Origin of the sequence: Anseongella ginsenosidimutans, assembly GCF_008033235.1 — a bacterium.
Lineage (GTDB): Bacteria > Bacteroidota > Bacteroidia > Sphingobacteriales > Sphingobacteriaceae > Anseongella > Anseongella ginsenosidimutans.
Window position 1 is genome coordinate 1,085,108 of sequence record NZ_CP042432.1, and the last position, 13,006, is coordinate 1,098,113.

12 protein-coding genes and 1 tRNA gene are annotated in these 13,006 nt (G+C 45.4%); 2 read left to right on the plus strand and 11 right to left on the minus strand.

The features are described 5' to 3' along the window. Positions 1-6: 6 nt before the first annotated feature. Both FRZ59_RS04455 and FRZ59_RS04460 read right to left on the minus strand, forming a co-directional pair. Positions 7-312 carry a hypothetical protein gene (locus tag FRZ59_RS04455; RefSeq protein WP_132128111.1) on the minus strand — a complete coding sequence of 102 codons (306 nt, stop codon included), beginning with the start codon at positions 310-312 and terminating at the stop codon, positions 7-9. Between the two features lie 337 nt (positions 313-649). After that, a complete protein-coding gene (locus FRZ59_RS04460; protein ID WP_225975185.1) occupies positions 650-1,255 on the minus strand; it encodes a GNAT family N-acetyltransferase in 606 nt (201 codons plus the stop codon). 152 nt (positions 1,256-1,407) lie between these two features. On the opposite strand from FRZ59_RS04460, the gene FRZ59_RS04465 reads away from it, so the two are divergent. Beyond that, positions 1,408-1,872, plus strand: a complete 465-nt coding sequence (locus FRZ59_RS04465; RefSeq protein ID WP_207910213.1) for a hypothetical protein — start codon at positions 1,408-1,410, stop codon at positions 1,870-1,872. A 31-nt stretch (positions 1,873-1,903) separates the two neighbouring features. Here FRZ59_RS04465 and FRZ59_RS04470 read toward each other — a convergent pair whose 3' ends face one another. Both FRZ59_RS04470 and FRZ59_RS04475 read right to left on the minus strand, forming a co-directional pair. Further along, positions 1,904-3,370 (minus strand): N-acetylmuramoyl-L-alanine amidase, encoded by a 1,467-nt coding sequence (locus FRZ59_RS04470; protein WP_132128112.1) that lies wholly within the window; start codon positions 3,368-3,370, stop codon positions 1,904-1,906. Next, complete coding sequence (locus FRZ59_RS04475) at positions 3,367-3,741, minus strand: BlaI/MecI/CopY family transcriptional regulator (protein WP_132128113.1); 375 nt, start codon at positions 3,739-3,741, stop codon at positions 3,367-3,369. The genes FRZ59_RS04470 and FRZ59_RS04475 overlap by 4 nt, the downstream gene beginning before the upstream one ends. 334 nt (positions 3,742-4,075) lie before the next feature. Here FRZ59_RS04475 and FRZ59_RS04480 point away from each other — a divergent pair, with 334 nt between their 5' ends. Continuing rightward, the gene (locus tag FRZ59_RS04480) at positions 4,076-4,726 is read left to right on the plus strand and encodes an NAD(P)-dependent oxidoreductase (protein ID WP_132128114.1); all 651 of its coding nucleotides are present in this window, start codon (positions 4,076-4,078) and stop codon (positions 4,724-4,726) included. Between the two features lie 74 nt (positions 4,727-4,800). Here the strand turns inward: FRZ59_RS04480 and FRZ59_RS04485 are convergent, their stop codons facing one another. The 7 genes from FRZ59_RS04485 to FRZ59_RS04515 form a co-directional block, all read right to left on the minus strand. After that, positions 4,801-6,066 carry an erythromycin esterase family protein gene (locus tag FRZ59_RS04485; protein ID WP_132128115.1) on the minus strand — a complete coding sequence of 422 codons (1,266 nt, stop codon included), beginning with the start codon at positions 6,064-6,066 and terminating at the stop codon, positions 4,801-4,803. A 421-nt stretch (positions 6,067-6,487) separates the two neighbouring features. Further along, positions 6,488-7,492 (minus strand): hypothetical protein, encoded by a 1,005-nt coding sequence (locus FRZ59_RS04490; RefSeq protein WP_132128116.1) that lies wholly within the window; start codon positions 7,490-7,492, stop codon positions 6,488-6,490. 428 nt (positions 7,493-7,920) lie between these two features. Further along, the gene (locus FRZ59_RS04495; protein WP_158640528.1) at positions 7,921-8,598 is read right to left on the minus strand and encodes an ATP-binding protein; all 678 of its coding nucleotides are present in this window, start codon (positions 8,596-8,598) and stop codon (positions 7,921-7,923) included. Continuing rightward, the gene (locus FRZ59_RS04500) at positions 8,535-9,083 is read right to left on the minus strand and encodes an ATP-binding protein (protein WP_147698237.1); all 549 of its coding nucleotides are present in this window, start codon (positions 9,081-9,083) and stop codon (positions 8,535-8,537) included. Before FRZ59_RS04500 ends, FRZ59_RS04495 begins: the two co-directional genes overlap by 64 nt. A gap of 298 nt (positions 9,084-9,381) precedes the next feature. Further along, positions 9,382-9,455: transfer RNA gene (locus tag FRZ59_RS04505), tRNA-Arg, on the minus strand. Positions 9,456-9,700: 245 nt separating this feature from the next. Next, positions 9,701-10,069, minus strand: a complete 369-nt coding sequence (locus FRZ59_RS04510; RefSeq protein WP_132128118.1) for a YccF domain-containing protein — start codon at positions 10,067-10,069, stop codon at positions 9,701-9,703. A 27-nt stretch (positions 10,070-10,096) separates the two neighbouring features. Beyond that, positions 10,097-12,952 carry a DEAD/DEAH box helicase gene (locus FRZ59_RS04515; protein WP_132128119.1) on the minus strand — a complete coding sequence of 952 codons (2,856 nt, stop codon included), beginning with the start codon at positions 12,950-12,952 and terminating at the stop codon, positions 10,097-10,099. Positions 12,953-13,006 lie beyond the last annotated feature (54 nt).

The following is a 13,006-nucleotide window of genomic DNA, read 5'->3' on the forward strand; positions in this document are numbered from 1 at the left end:
CAGGTTTTACGGTGTTCGCGGAGAGAAAAATTCTACTTTCCCGCATTTGGGGCAAAGATATAAGTCAAATGATTCCCTGTTTAGGAAAATCTCGAAAATGTTCCCCAGTATGCCCATTCTTGCACCTTCGTGAAATCGGTAATTCCCGGAATAGATCATTGGTATTCCGCAGCGCAGGCAGTCGAGTTCTCTGGTTCCGGGCAAAGATTCCGTGATCTCCACCACTTTTCCCTGGCTGAGGCTGTAATTGCAATTCCAGCATAATTCAAAGTGATCTTCCATTTCCGAATTACAGTTGGGGCAATTTTTCATGATTCAGGCGGTTTAAAATTTTTATCATACGGCGAAATCTAAAAGTAGGAATTTCCGAAGAAATAAAAAGCTGTCGCTTGAATTGCCGGCTATGAGGCTTGTTGATGAATAGGAGATTTGCTGATGACAGCGTATATTTATTAAAAATGCGTAGCTCATGAAACGTTTTGCTGGCCGGGCCGCTTACCCGGGCATGGTGGCTGGTGGCCTGCTTGCCATATTGGTTTTTTTCGCAGTTGTGGGTTTTAAGGTAAAAGAAGACCAGTTATCCCTTCAGGAAACCTGGAAAAAATTTTCCGCCGCGCTGGTACTGCAGGATGCGGAAACACTGGAAGCATTATCCACGTCCTGTATTCGTTGCAGCGGATGCCTTTTGCCGCCTAAGAAAATACAGCGTATAACCAAGATCCAGTTCGGCATACACCTTCAGGCCGAACTGTTCGTACCATGGCAGGTTCCTGCGTGTGGAAGTTTCCAGGAACATGGCGCGCCGCATCTCCTCGCTATGATCGATCAATTCCCGGAGTAAACGACTGCCCGCGCCCCTGTGCTGCCGGCCGGGCTCGACTCCAATAAACCACAGGTAGTACATAGGTTCCCGGGGCTGCGTTTTTTTGATGAGGGATTCCCGCCGGAGGACTTTTTTAATATTCCGTATACCCGTACCCGAACAGACCAACCTGGCGTCGAGGAAAACGGATCGCAGGGTCGTTTTCTTTTTATCGGGGTACATGACCAAAGCGCAGGCATTCCCGTCATGGGATAAAAATACGTCTCCAAACGCGAAGCATACATCAAAAGAATAGTTCATCAAAGCCCGGATACGTTGCTTTCGCCTGGAATCCCGGGGAATCACATAATTAACGCTTTCGTTAGCGTCGAAGGCGCGGGTTAAAATATCCGCAACCCTGGTTTTGTCCCGGTAGCTTGCTTTTCTCATCATACTAAACAGGATCCTAATTTACGTTTTCCCTGTGATAAGGGTGCTTCTTCCCGGATTTGAAACCCGGCGGCTCCGGGCTCAGGCATCTTCTTTAAGATAAAAAGCGTATTTTTATATAAAGATGCCTTAGGCCTAAACTAAACTTACATGAAATGGATAAATTTTTACTTTTAACCGTCCTGGCGCTGTGTTGCACGGCTTGCGCCAGCCAAAAAAAACCGGCTTCGGTAGATCGCCCCGGAGATAGCAGAACCCGACAGCTGCAGTATATTGACGACAACGCCTATTTCCTCGAAGAATTAAGTGAGGAGGAAAGCTACGGATACCAGGAGTCCAACCCTGTCAAAGTCGGCGGTGCAAAAGAAAAGGCCGGCCCCATGAATGAAAGACGTTTCTTAAATGCCCTATCAGGCCCCAACGGGGAAGAACTAAAGTATTTCAGGGCCGGCAGCTGCTGCCCGTTCAAAACTCCAGACGGCTTACTCGGAAATACAGGACTACTTGACCGCTACCGGGTATATTGGGAAGGAAGCAAGGATACCCTGGATATCTATATTAATATGTACGACGAGGGCGATTTGAAAATCCCGGTCGGGCTCAATGGCAGGAAAAGGTAAGGAACGCCGGGCCATAAAGCCAACCTAGGGCCTAGAGCTTGCTGATCTTCGTCACAGTCGCCACAATGTCCTCTGCCAGCTTCCGTTGATTTTTCTCTGATGACAGAAAGGCCGCGTCCTGGTCATTAGAGATGAATCCCAGGTGCAGCATCACCGCGGGGCATACATTTTTCCGCAGTACCATAAAATTTGCTTTCCGTATAGTCGCAGGCATTTGCGATAGCTTTAGATCTGAGGCGAACAGGCTGGAATAGTTTTCGGACAAATGGCTTTCCGTATTTTTTTCCGAGTAATAAACCTCCAGCCCCTTTGCTTCGGAATTATTGTGGGAATTGACATGCAGCGAAAGGAACAGGTCTGCCTGGTGATCTTTTGCCACCTGAATACGCTCTTCCAAACTAGGTGCCTGGTCGTCCTGCCGCGTGTAGATAAATTTAATGGCGGGATCCTTATCTACGGCCTCAATGGCGTTGGCGATCTCCATTACCAGGTCCTTTTCCAGGAGGTCCTTTCCAACATTATGTGCGCCGGCGTCACTGCCGCCGTGCCCGGGGTCTATTACCACGGTAAAAACGTTACTGCCAGGATCAGGGACGCTCATAGACGGAACGGCCTTAAACGAAACAACTACCAGCGTGGTCAATAAGGCGAAAACTGTAAGCGCCAGCTTGCGACCGAAACTGAAAACCGGGGATTTTGTACGATTCATCATGATGATTCTTTTTTTTATTAATATAAAATTAAAACCGCTCCCGGGCAGCGGATTGCACTGCCGCCGGGAACTAAGATCGATCAGTTTATAACAGTAGGAATCAACGCCGGACCGGCGGCTGGCGATGTGATCTGCACAATACTCATGGTTGGCGTGCAAAGCCTTCCGGTAACACCAAAGCAACGGGTTAAACCAGTAAAATATAAGCAAGCACTCGATAAATAAATTGTCCAGGGTATGGCCGTGGCTTACATGAATTTTTTCATGCAGGATAATATCCTCGTCAACTTGTCCATTCGTGTATGCTTCTTTGTTGACAATAACATACCGCCCGAAACAAAAGGGACTCACCGGCTGGTTCACAAGTGCAAGATGGACTCCGCTGTCAATATATTTTTCTGAGCGGCCAATCAGCCTTTGAATGGCCAGCACATTTTTCAGGTAACGAAAAGCCATTACCAGTACACCGGTAGCATAGATGAAAAGGAGAACGAATAGAAAAAGTGAACCCGGTACGCTTGTCGCATTAAGTTCTCCATTCGACGTCTTCGCAACCGTTCTCATCACCTGTATACCGCCTTCTATAAACTGACTGTGGCTGTCGTCAAAATAATCGGGTTGAAAGAAGGCCGGCAGCGCCATGAATGGAACCACCAGTGAAAAGGCCATCGCCGCCAGCAGGAAAAACCGGTTAAACATAAAGCGTTTATCCCTGGCGAAGAAAAGATCATAGCAAGCGTACAAAACCCCCAGGCTGATACTTGATTTAACGATGAAAGCGATCATTGTTTTTTCTTTTCGATCCGATGTTCAATAAGGTCCTTCAGCTCCTCCAGCTCTTCTACCGAAAGGTCTGCCTTCGAGGCAAAGAAAGACGCGAACTGGGCCGTAGAATCGTCGAAGAAGTTTTTGATGAGCTGGTTTACATGGTCTTTGAAATATCCCGCCTTTTTTAGCTTCGGAAAGTATTCCCGTACTTTGCCATGCTGTGTAAAGCCTACATATCCCTTGCCGATCATTCGCGTAAGAATAGTGGCAATGGTCGTATATGCCGGCTTCGGATCCGGAAACGCTTCGACCAGATCTTTCATATACCCCTTTTCAAGCTTCCAGAGATGCTTCATGATCTGCTCTTCGGTTTTAGTGAGATTGCTCATTACTATTCGAGTAGTTATTGTACTACGAATGTAGTAATAAAAATGGAATAAATAAGCGCGCAGCTAAATTTTTTTTTCAGAAAGTGTTGATGTTGGGTTCCCGATGCAGGAGATTGATCATTTGAGCGTGGCTTTCAGCTATTTCCTTTTATCATCTTTCGTTAGCATTAGACTGAGGAGAGTTTTGGGTCTTAACTTTTTTATCGATATTCGGACTATTAAAATCTCTTTATAAATATCACTTTCTCAATTCACAGGCCAGGCGACTGTTCTGTGAGATCCTGCTATTCAAGTCGGCAGCGAATAATTATTGAAATGATATTTTATAAAGAGCATGATGAAAGAACATAGAAAAGTAGCCGTTATTGGCGGCACAGGAAAGTCCGGAAGTTACCTTGTAAAACATCTCCTGAAACGGGGTTATCGTATAAAGCTTCTTGTAAGAAATCCCTCAGCCATTAATGTACCCGATGAGCGAATAGAGATCATGCAGGGGAATGTTGAAGAAAGGCGGTCCATACAGGAGCTTCTAAGAGAAGCGGATGCCGTGATCAGTACCCTCGGCCTGGGAAACCCTCCCAGCGAGCCCACGATTTTTTGCAGGTCAACACTTAATATTCTCCGGGTAATGAAGGAATATGGATTAAAGCGCTATATTCTTACAACCGGATTGAATGTTGACACACCTTTTGATAGAAAAGGAGAGGAAACCGCCCGGGCGACTGAGTGGATGAGATCTACTTATCCGGTTTCAACTGATAGCAAACAGGAAGAGTACCGTATTCTTTCGCGAAGCGAGGCGGATTGGACCGTGGTCAGGTTACCGATAATAAGGTTGAATGATCAGTACTCTCCGATTATTACAAGCCTGGAGGACTGCCCTGGTAACCATATAAACGCAGGTGACCTTTCGGGGTTCCTGATAAAACAGCTGTCAGAAAGGGAATTTATTCAAAAGGCGCCTTTTATAGCGAATGCTGTTTAACAGAAAGGAGGCTGCTATGAAGCGGCAGCCTCCTTAACCTGTGACCTTAAATTTAGGGAGTAGCGCAGAGGCCCTCACTTTTCCAATTTAACAGGATACATTTCCCTTATAAAGAAAACTCCGTCATATACTAAATTCCAGGGGATTTCTAGGAACCTATCGGGAATATAAAAGTGCATGGGTCCCTTCATCAGAAAGGGCGCTTCAAGATTATCCGAATTCAAATTGTAACTTTTAAAATCAATGAATCCATAATCGATGTTCTGTCCTATCCAATTCTCCAATGCATTTTCGTTGGCGGGTTCTACTGAAAATGGTTCTGTCCATAGCCTGCCTGCAGTACCGGAGCGGGAGGTGAATCCCAGTATATAGGTCTTGTCTTCCAACGATAAATCTCCTGTAAAATCGGTACCCATATTTTTCCAGATTACTCCGCTAAGTCGCTTTTTAATCTTAAACTTATCGGTATACTTCATGATGTGCGTATTTGCTGCCCAAACAATTACCTTCTCACCCTTGTATTTCTTACTTATTAAAAATTTGAGATTTTCAGACATGGCCTTATCCCTAACTTCATTTGAATTATTGTTGAAAGCTATAAGATTCCGGATAACTATCGGCCAATACGAACTGTCACCGATTTTGTGCTGTTCATTTTTTATTAATTCTAGCCCGTTGTCAAGTGTTTCGTGCAAATTACCGTTAAAATCACCTTTCCCCCGGGCTTTCGCTATCAGGGCTTCTAAAGCTATGAGAAAATTTTTATACTCAGCAGCTGAAAATAATTCGGTAGCTAAGCCGGTTTGATTGAGATACTGATCCAGGTCATTTTTTAGATATTTATACGAATAATCCAGCACTAACTGCGGATCAAAACCTGATAATTGTATTGGCTTTTCAGTTCGAAAGGTTTCCGGGATATATTCTTCAAAAAGATATTGGCAAGCGTCACTACGTGTCCAAAGCGGGTAAATATTCTTTTTTATAAACTGGCGAACGGAATCCGGTTGTTTAAGGAGCTGATCCCAGCCTTTTGTAAGTCCATAAAAATCACTTTCAAACGCGAGAATATTAAATCCCTTTTTTTCATGAAGATATTTAATCAGCCGTGTTTTTGCCAGAAATGTTGGTGCGTCTCCATGATCTTGTTCACCCAGCATTACTATTTGAGCGTCGCCAATGGCGCCTCCTATGACTTCTAAATCTTCGTATTGATCAGGAATAGGAGAGACACTTTCAATTTCCACCGTGTTTTCAATAACATAATTTTTAATATCCTGGCCATAGACATTGAAAGCAAGAAGGAAATAAAAAAGTAGAATTGATAAAACTCTTTTCATAACGAAAATTGAATAGATTTAAGTGTATGATTTACATAAGTTTCCCATATTTTCGGGCCATTCAAAAGTAGAAAATATCTCCTTATGACCTACCTCCCGATTTTTCAAACCAGCAACCGCATATTCTCGCTCACCTTCTGATCCAGGATTTTGGCGTAATGCTGCGTGGGGCTAATATTGGCATATCCCGGCAGGGCGCCAAAACAAAAGCCTGCAAACATCTCATTTGCAGGCTTTTGTTTTGATGCTGTTACCAGTACACCCGAAGGTACAAAGCTCGAACTCTTTACTGGAGGATTTAAGGCGGTTAACCAGTCTGTGTTCCAGATTACCAAAAAATAGCGAATGCGGAACAATCAATTGCAAGAAGAGGGCTAAAAGGAAGCATAAATCCTCAAAAGGCAAGGGGTTGGCATTTTGCCTAAAACTCTAACTCATTCTCGCCGATCCATGCCGTGTCGACTTCTACGGTGAACGCCTGAGAAGGGTCGTCAAATAACTTGCCCGTAAGGATCGTTTTTTTGTTCACCTCTATTTCAACATCGTGTATAACCTTATGGGCGATGGTATCTAGTTCACCACCCGCCCTGTAGGCTGTAATATGCACATCAGTAGTCAATTTTCCGGTTTTCGGATTAACGATCACGTGGTGAAATAAGGGATTGCCCGGATCGGGCTGCCAGTCTGAATGATGCACAATGCGAGGATCGCTTGCACCTTCCCAGTTGAAAGGAAAATCGTTATATCCGGCGTGTTGTTTAGTAGTGATTTGCGTCAGATCATCTGGGAAGCTGTCGTCTGTAAGCCTAACTTCAATTCCTCCAACCACCCTGGGCAGCGTTATGTCCTTCATCACCACATCCCCAGATACCTCTAGTTTTATATGCTTAAAGAATATGTCGGGGAAGCCGCCTATAACACTTAAGTCGGCACCTCCCACTCCGGCTGCATAGCCTGTAAGAGTAGCCTCATTAAATTTTGAACTATAATATATGGCAGGCCCTTCCTGCACCCAGTCCAGCCCCCAGTCGTAGTCTGTTAGCTCTCCCCGGCACATCACAAATACAATATTGTAATTCCCGGCTGACAGACTGTCTGTGAAGCTGCCGTAATCTTCGCTGCCATAAATACTGGTCTGGCTCCTGACTAAATCGCCCGTTTCTTCGTTATAGGCATAATATTTTATTGCACGCCAAAAACATTCATCGTAGTCATAGCGAGAGCCCGGGCCGTCTGGATCGTCAGTACTTTTAGTACGTATTTTATCAGACATTAGTTCACCGCTAATAGGCTCGGTACGCTGGGTGAACCCGCTAAGTTCAAAAGTCACCGCATGTAATTCTCCGTTTTTTTCTGGTTTAGTAACTTCTTCTTTCTGGCAGGCTGATAGCAAGATAAGAATAAGAATGGGTAATAACTTTTTCATAAAATGATTGGGTTTGTATTATGTGTAGTAAAGTTATGCTATCCACAAATGGAAATGGTACCCAATTTTAAAAGGAAAGTGGGAAAATGTGTAACATTTAGCTATAAATTTTAGTATGCGTCTGATGCAAAGCATTCAGTAGGAGGCTACAATTATGATATAAATGGTGATGGGCAATAATTGATGTCCGGCAAAAACACGTCTCAACGAGAGTCTACGCAAGACTATGAAGCCCTCAAGGTATTTCAAATGGCCAGGCTAAACAAGGCTTCTTCGTGGTGCCACGGGATAAAAGAACAAGAACAATCCTTTTAAACCGACAACGATTACAGCAAAAAATTGTACAGGTGGTGGGATTTTGTTAGAACATTGGGAGTAATTTTAGGCTTGATCGCCCGTATGGTCAAGGAAAAGAACAAAGCGGGTGCTTAACTGACGTGGACCGCATTTCTGAAATTCATCATACCGTATTCGGGACTATCTATATCCGTTTCGCCATCATAAATCACCTGAGTAGAAACCAGGTTGCTGCCCAGCAACTTCTTCAAATACACCAGGTTTTTTAAAAACTCCCGGTGAAATGCCTTGGCAGATTTTATTTCATACGCATATAACTTGTCGGCGTGTTCCTGCACAATGTCCACTTCCCGCTGCGACTGGTCTCGATAATAGAACAGGTTAGATAATTTTCCCTGGTTAAAGCGACTTTTTAAGAACTCCAGTACCACCAGATTTTCAAAAATAGGTCCACGCAGAGGATGCGCAGCCAATTGCTGCTCATTTTCTATGCCTAATAGAAAACACACCAATCCCGTATCACAGAAATAAAGTTTAGGCGTTTTAATCAACCGCTTGCCCACATTTCGGTAGAACGGGGGCAAGCGAAACAGTATGTAGGATGCCTCCAATACGCTTAACCATTCGTTGATAGTAGGCACGGAAACCCCTACTTCATTTGAGAGCGCCGACGCTGTAAGCTCTGTGGCCGTCCGGCCCGCGCAGAGACGGATGAAGGTTTGGAATTTTGTCAAATCTTTTATGTTCAGCAGCCCACGGACATCCCGCTCAATGTAGGTATTGTAGTAATTCCGGCTTGCATCCAGCACAGGAATGTTTTTAGCCCATACGGCGGGATACCCCCATTGAGCAACAACGTGTTAGTATCCGCTTTTATGTGATCTCCTAATTCTGCCAGAGATAATGGTAGCAAAGTTAATGTAGCCGCCCGGCCGGCAAGCGATTGAGTTACTTTTTCCATCAACGTAAAATTGCTGCTGCCTGTCAGTACAAAATGACTTCCCCGGACTTCGTCCGCTACTACCTGTATATAAGAAAAGAGTTCCGGGTACCGCTGCACTTCATCCAAAATAACACCTTTGGCATATTGCTTTAAAAATCCTTTGGGCGAAGCGGCTATCTGCTCGCGGAGGCTAATATCTTCAAGATTAACGTAATGGTAATCGGAAAATAGATTTTTGCAAAGGGTGGTTTTTCCCGATTGCCGGGGGCCCGTTAATACAAGCACCGCGTAATGTTGGGATAGTCGTATCAGTTCCGAACGTAATTTTCTATCTATGAATGCATTGCTCATAATCAGACAGATTTAATATTCAACTTTAAATCTGTCCAAATTTAACTAAAGGCAACCATATCTCCAAATTTCAGAGAGGAGAACGCCTGATGTTTGGGATCAGATATATAATTTGAAAAAACCGGCTTTGTCGTATTGCAAAGTCGGTTTGTACACCCGTAGGGATTAACCTCCCTCTCTGCGTTCGTTCGGTTTTTCGCTACCTTGTAGTAAAGGGAATCAAAACCAGAAACGCTGGCGCGTCCTGCGGTCTCTATTCAACAAAAAAACCGAAACCCTTTCGGTTTTGATCATTACGTACACCCGAAGGGACTCGAACCCCCAACCTTCAGAACCGGAATCTGACATTCTATCCAATTGAACTACGGGTGCATTTACAGGCTTTGTCCGGGTTTTATCCTGCGGAACAAACCGCGGATGCAGGCCCGAAGCGGCTGCCAGCCTGCAAAGATAATAGTATTTTCCGGGCGGAGCAAATTCCTTTCCAAGCTGAAAACCTTATTTAAAGGTAGTCTGACAAATTAGTTTGAAAGCAGGATAGAAGTTAAAAAATCCAGACAGGGGATAATCCGGGCCGGCATCGCCGTATTATTCACCAGGCTCACCCTGTACCTCTCTCAAACAATTTCTTTTCCGAAAGGAGTGAAGGCCAAGCGCATAAGTTTGAAATGCTGGTTGGCGAAAGGGAGGCCGATAATGGTGATGGCCAGCAATATGCCGAAAACCAGGTGGGTGAGAGCGATCCAGATGCCTCCGACAAAGATCCATATGATGTTGAGGACGGTGGACAGGCAGCCGGCGGAGGGCTGTGTTTCGCGGATTTCCCTGCCGAAGGGCCACAGGGCCAGCGCGGCCAGTTTAAAACACTGAAGGCCCCAGGGGATGCCAATGATGGTCAGCAGCATGACAATCCCGGCAAGGACATATTCGATACATATGAAGATGCCTCCGAAGATCAGCCAGATGAGGTTTCCGATTATGCTCATGGGTTTTATTTATGCCAGGTTATTCGCTTATTCCAGGATGGTCCTGATATCTTCTTCTGTGAGTGATTTTACAAAGGAATCTTCCAGCGTGATAAGCGAGGAAGCAAGCTGGCGTTTCTTTTCCTGGAGCGCCAGTATTTTTTCTTCTACCGTGTTCTTTGTGATGAATTTATAAATAAATACGTTTTTGGTCTGGCCTATCCGGTGGGATCGGTCAATCGCCTGCTGTTCTACTGCGGGATTCCACCAGGGGTCCAGAATGAATACGTAATCCGCTTCGGTAAGGTTCAGGCCGGTGCCGCCGGCCTTGATGGAAATGAGGAAGGCTTTAATTTCTTCGTTATTGCGGAACTGGTCCACTACGCTGCCTCGCTTTTTTGTGGATCCGTCAAGATAAGCATAGGGAATATCCTTTTCGCCAAGGGTTTCCCTGAACAGGCTCAGGTGTTTCACGAATTGTGAAAATACCAGGATCTTATGTCCTTTTGAGGTAACGCTTTGCAGCAATTCCTGCACCAGGTTGAATTTCCAGGAGCCGTCCCGGTAGTTTTCGTCAACCAGCGCGGGATGATTGGCAATTTGCCGGAGTTTCCCCAGTCCCTGGAGAATGGGCACCTGGGAGCGCGAGATGCCTCGGGTGGCGATCAGCTGCAGCAGTTCATTCCGGTAGTACGATTTGGTTTCTTCGTAATAGGTTTCCTGCTCCGGGGTCATATTGCAATAGAATACCTGTTCGGTTTTCGGGGGCAGTTCCCGGGCTACCTGGTCTTTGGTTCGGCGCAGAATAAAGGGTTTCACCAGGTTTTGAAGGCGCCTGAGCTTTTGTTCATCGTTTTGTTTTTCGATGGGCGCCTGGAATTCCTTTTGGAAATAGGCATAACTGCCCAGCAGGCCGGGGTTAGCAAAAGAAAGCTGCGACCATAATTCGGAAACGGAATTCTCTATGGGAGTGCCTGTAAGAATAAGGCGGTATTTTGATTTCAGGCTTTTTACCGCTCTCGCGCTTTTTGACGCATAATTTTTGATGTTCTGGCTTTCGTCAAGGATCACATAGTGGAAGTAAAATTTCTCCAGCAGGCTAATGTCCTGCCTGACCACTCCGTAAGTACTCAATACAACGTCAAATTCGCTGTAGTATCCGACATCCTTTACGCGATCGGTTCCCGTATGCACATAAATGTTCAGGGCCGGGGTGAATTTTCCCGCCTCCGATTGCCAGTTATCTATCAGGGAGGTAGGCATCACGATCAGGGAGGTCAGGCGATGATCGTTTTCTTCCCGGACTTTTTCAAGCAGGGCAAGTGCCTGGACGGTTTTCCCTAATCCCATGTCATCCGCCAGGCAGCCGCCGAAATTAAACTCCCGGAGAAAGTTAAACCAGTCATAGCCGGCCTGCTGGTAAGAACGAAGCTGCCCGTGGAAGCCCAGGGGCGGAGGTATCTCTTCAATTTTTTCGAAGGAAGCCAGGTTCTGTAATTTCCTGTCTATGGTGACCGCAGCCAGGTTATTGCCGGCGTAGTCCTGTACCAGGCCTACGTGGTGTTTTTTCAGGCGGGGGCTGGAGCTTCCTTCTGCAAGGGCGTACAGGTTAGAGTAATCGCTGAACCAGCTTTCGGGAATAATGGCTATTTTCCCATCAGGCAATTCAAATTCGCGGATCCGGTTAAGAATGTGCTGTTTTAGCTGGAGGAAGGGGATTTCGTACTCGCCGAATTTTACTTTAGCGTGAATATCGAACCAATCGTTGTTTTCCTTAAACTCCAGGTTAATAAGGCTTTTGCCGATCACCAGCTCGCGGCCATTGTTTTCCTGTTCAATTAAAAAGCCGCTTTCTTTTAAAAACGCGGTATGTTCATTGAGCCAGTGGATGAGCTGGTAAAAGTCTGCATCTTTGAGACAAAAAGTGGCCCCATGTTGCTGCAGGCCCATTTTTACCAACTCCTCTGCTTTCTTTTGTTCCCATTGAAGGGAACGTTTTATCCGGTAAAAGCGGTAACTGCCGTTATTGCGGTTTACTTTTACGGAAACCTGGTTCCCGGAAAAGGGGAACAGGAATCTATTATACCGGAAATGGAGTACCAGACCGCCGGGATAGTTTTCGGCCGGTATCTTTAACACCGGGACCGCTTCGTGGCGCTCCGTAATAATATCAAATCCTTCCGCATACACGTGGTGTTTCTCTATAAGCGGAGCGACAAACTTTTCAAAATAAGTGTGTTCGGAACTTTCGGGAATTTCAATATACCGTTTATTCAGGAAGGGCTGCAGCTTTTTGCCCTCCAGCGGCCCTTCAAAGCGATAAAGCATGCCGTTGACAAGCATTTTAGCCGGAAAGTTGCAGATAATGAGGGCTTCCCGGAACATGAAGTCAACCCGTGAATTACCATGCTTGATGGTGGGGAAATAACGGGTCCCACCTTCATTGCGGCGGAAATGGAACAGCACGGTGGCCGGCGCTTCCGCTATTTTGAGGCGTTTCCAGGTTGGATTCCCCTCCTTGTCGGTTTCGAAGACATCTTTTTCCTGCATCAGGTCAATGGCTTCGGCAAGTTTCTTTTCTATGCGGGGCCGGATATCGGCATGCATTTTTTCGTCATAATGAGCAGGGAAGAAAACACTCGGCCGAATGGCCTTCTTAAAGTATTTTTTTATGATATGCTCCTGTTCGCACTGGTCAAGCAGGCGAATGATCTTCAGGTCCTTATCGTCCAGGTACTGGTCAAACTCAGAGGCCGTATGAGAAAAAAGCCGTTGATGTACGAGCGAAAATTCTCCGGACTCGTTCAATTGAACAATGTGCGGTTCGAACAAATATCCGAGGTATTCATGCTCGAATAATGAATATACTATTTTACAAGGTTTTACGCTGCTGACTCGTAACACTGGTACAAATTAAAATTACAGCGTAATTTAGATGATAAAAAACCTAAATATATT

Bases quoted from the DNA above. Each gene is read 5' to 3' on its own strand.
- FRZ59_RS04510 (WP_132128118.1), bottom strand. From the start codon at position 10,069: ATGAGCATAATCGGAAACCTCATCTGGCTGATCTTCGGAGGCATCTTC.
- FRZ59_RS04485 (WP_132128115.1), bottom strand. From the start codon at position 6,066: ATGAAAAGAGTTTTATCAATTCTACTTTTTTATTTCCTTCTTGCTTTC.
- FRZ59_RS04460 (WP_225975185.1), bottom strand. From the start codon at position 1,255: ATGATGAGAAAAGCAAGCTACCGGGACAAAACCAGGGTTGCGGATATT.
- FRZ59_RS04475 (WP_132128113.1), bottom strand. From the start codon at position 3,741: ATGAGCAATCTCACTAAAACCGAAGAGCAGATCATGAAGCATCTCTGG.
- FRZ59_RS04465 (WP_207910213.1), top strand. From the start codon at position 1,408: ATGGATAAATTTTTACTTTTAACCGTCCTGGCGCTGTGTTGCACGGCT.
- FRZ59_RS04470 (WP_132128112.1), bottom strand. From the start codon at position 3,370: ATGATCGCTTTCATCGTTAAATCAAGTATCAGCCTGGGGGTTTTGTAC.
- FRZ59_RS04500 (WP_147698237.1), bottom strand. From the start codon at position 9,083: ATGAGCAATGCATTCATAGATAGAAAATTACGTTCGGAACTGATACGA.
- FRZ59_RS04455 (WP_132128111.1), bottom strand. From the start codon at position 312: ATGAAAAATTGCCCCAACTGTAATTCGGAAATGGAAGATCACTTTGAA.
- FRZ59_RS04480 (WP_132128114.1), top strand. From the start codon at position 4,076: ATGATGAAAGAACATAGAAAAGTAGCCGTTATTGGCGGCACAGGAAAG.
- FRZ59_RS04490 (WP_132128116.1), bottom strand. From the start codon at position 7,492: ATGAAAAAGTTATTACCCATTCTTATTCTTATCTTGCTATCAGCCTGC.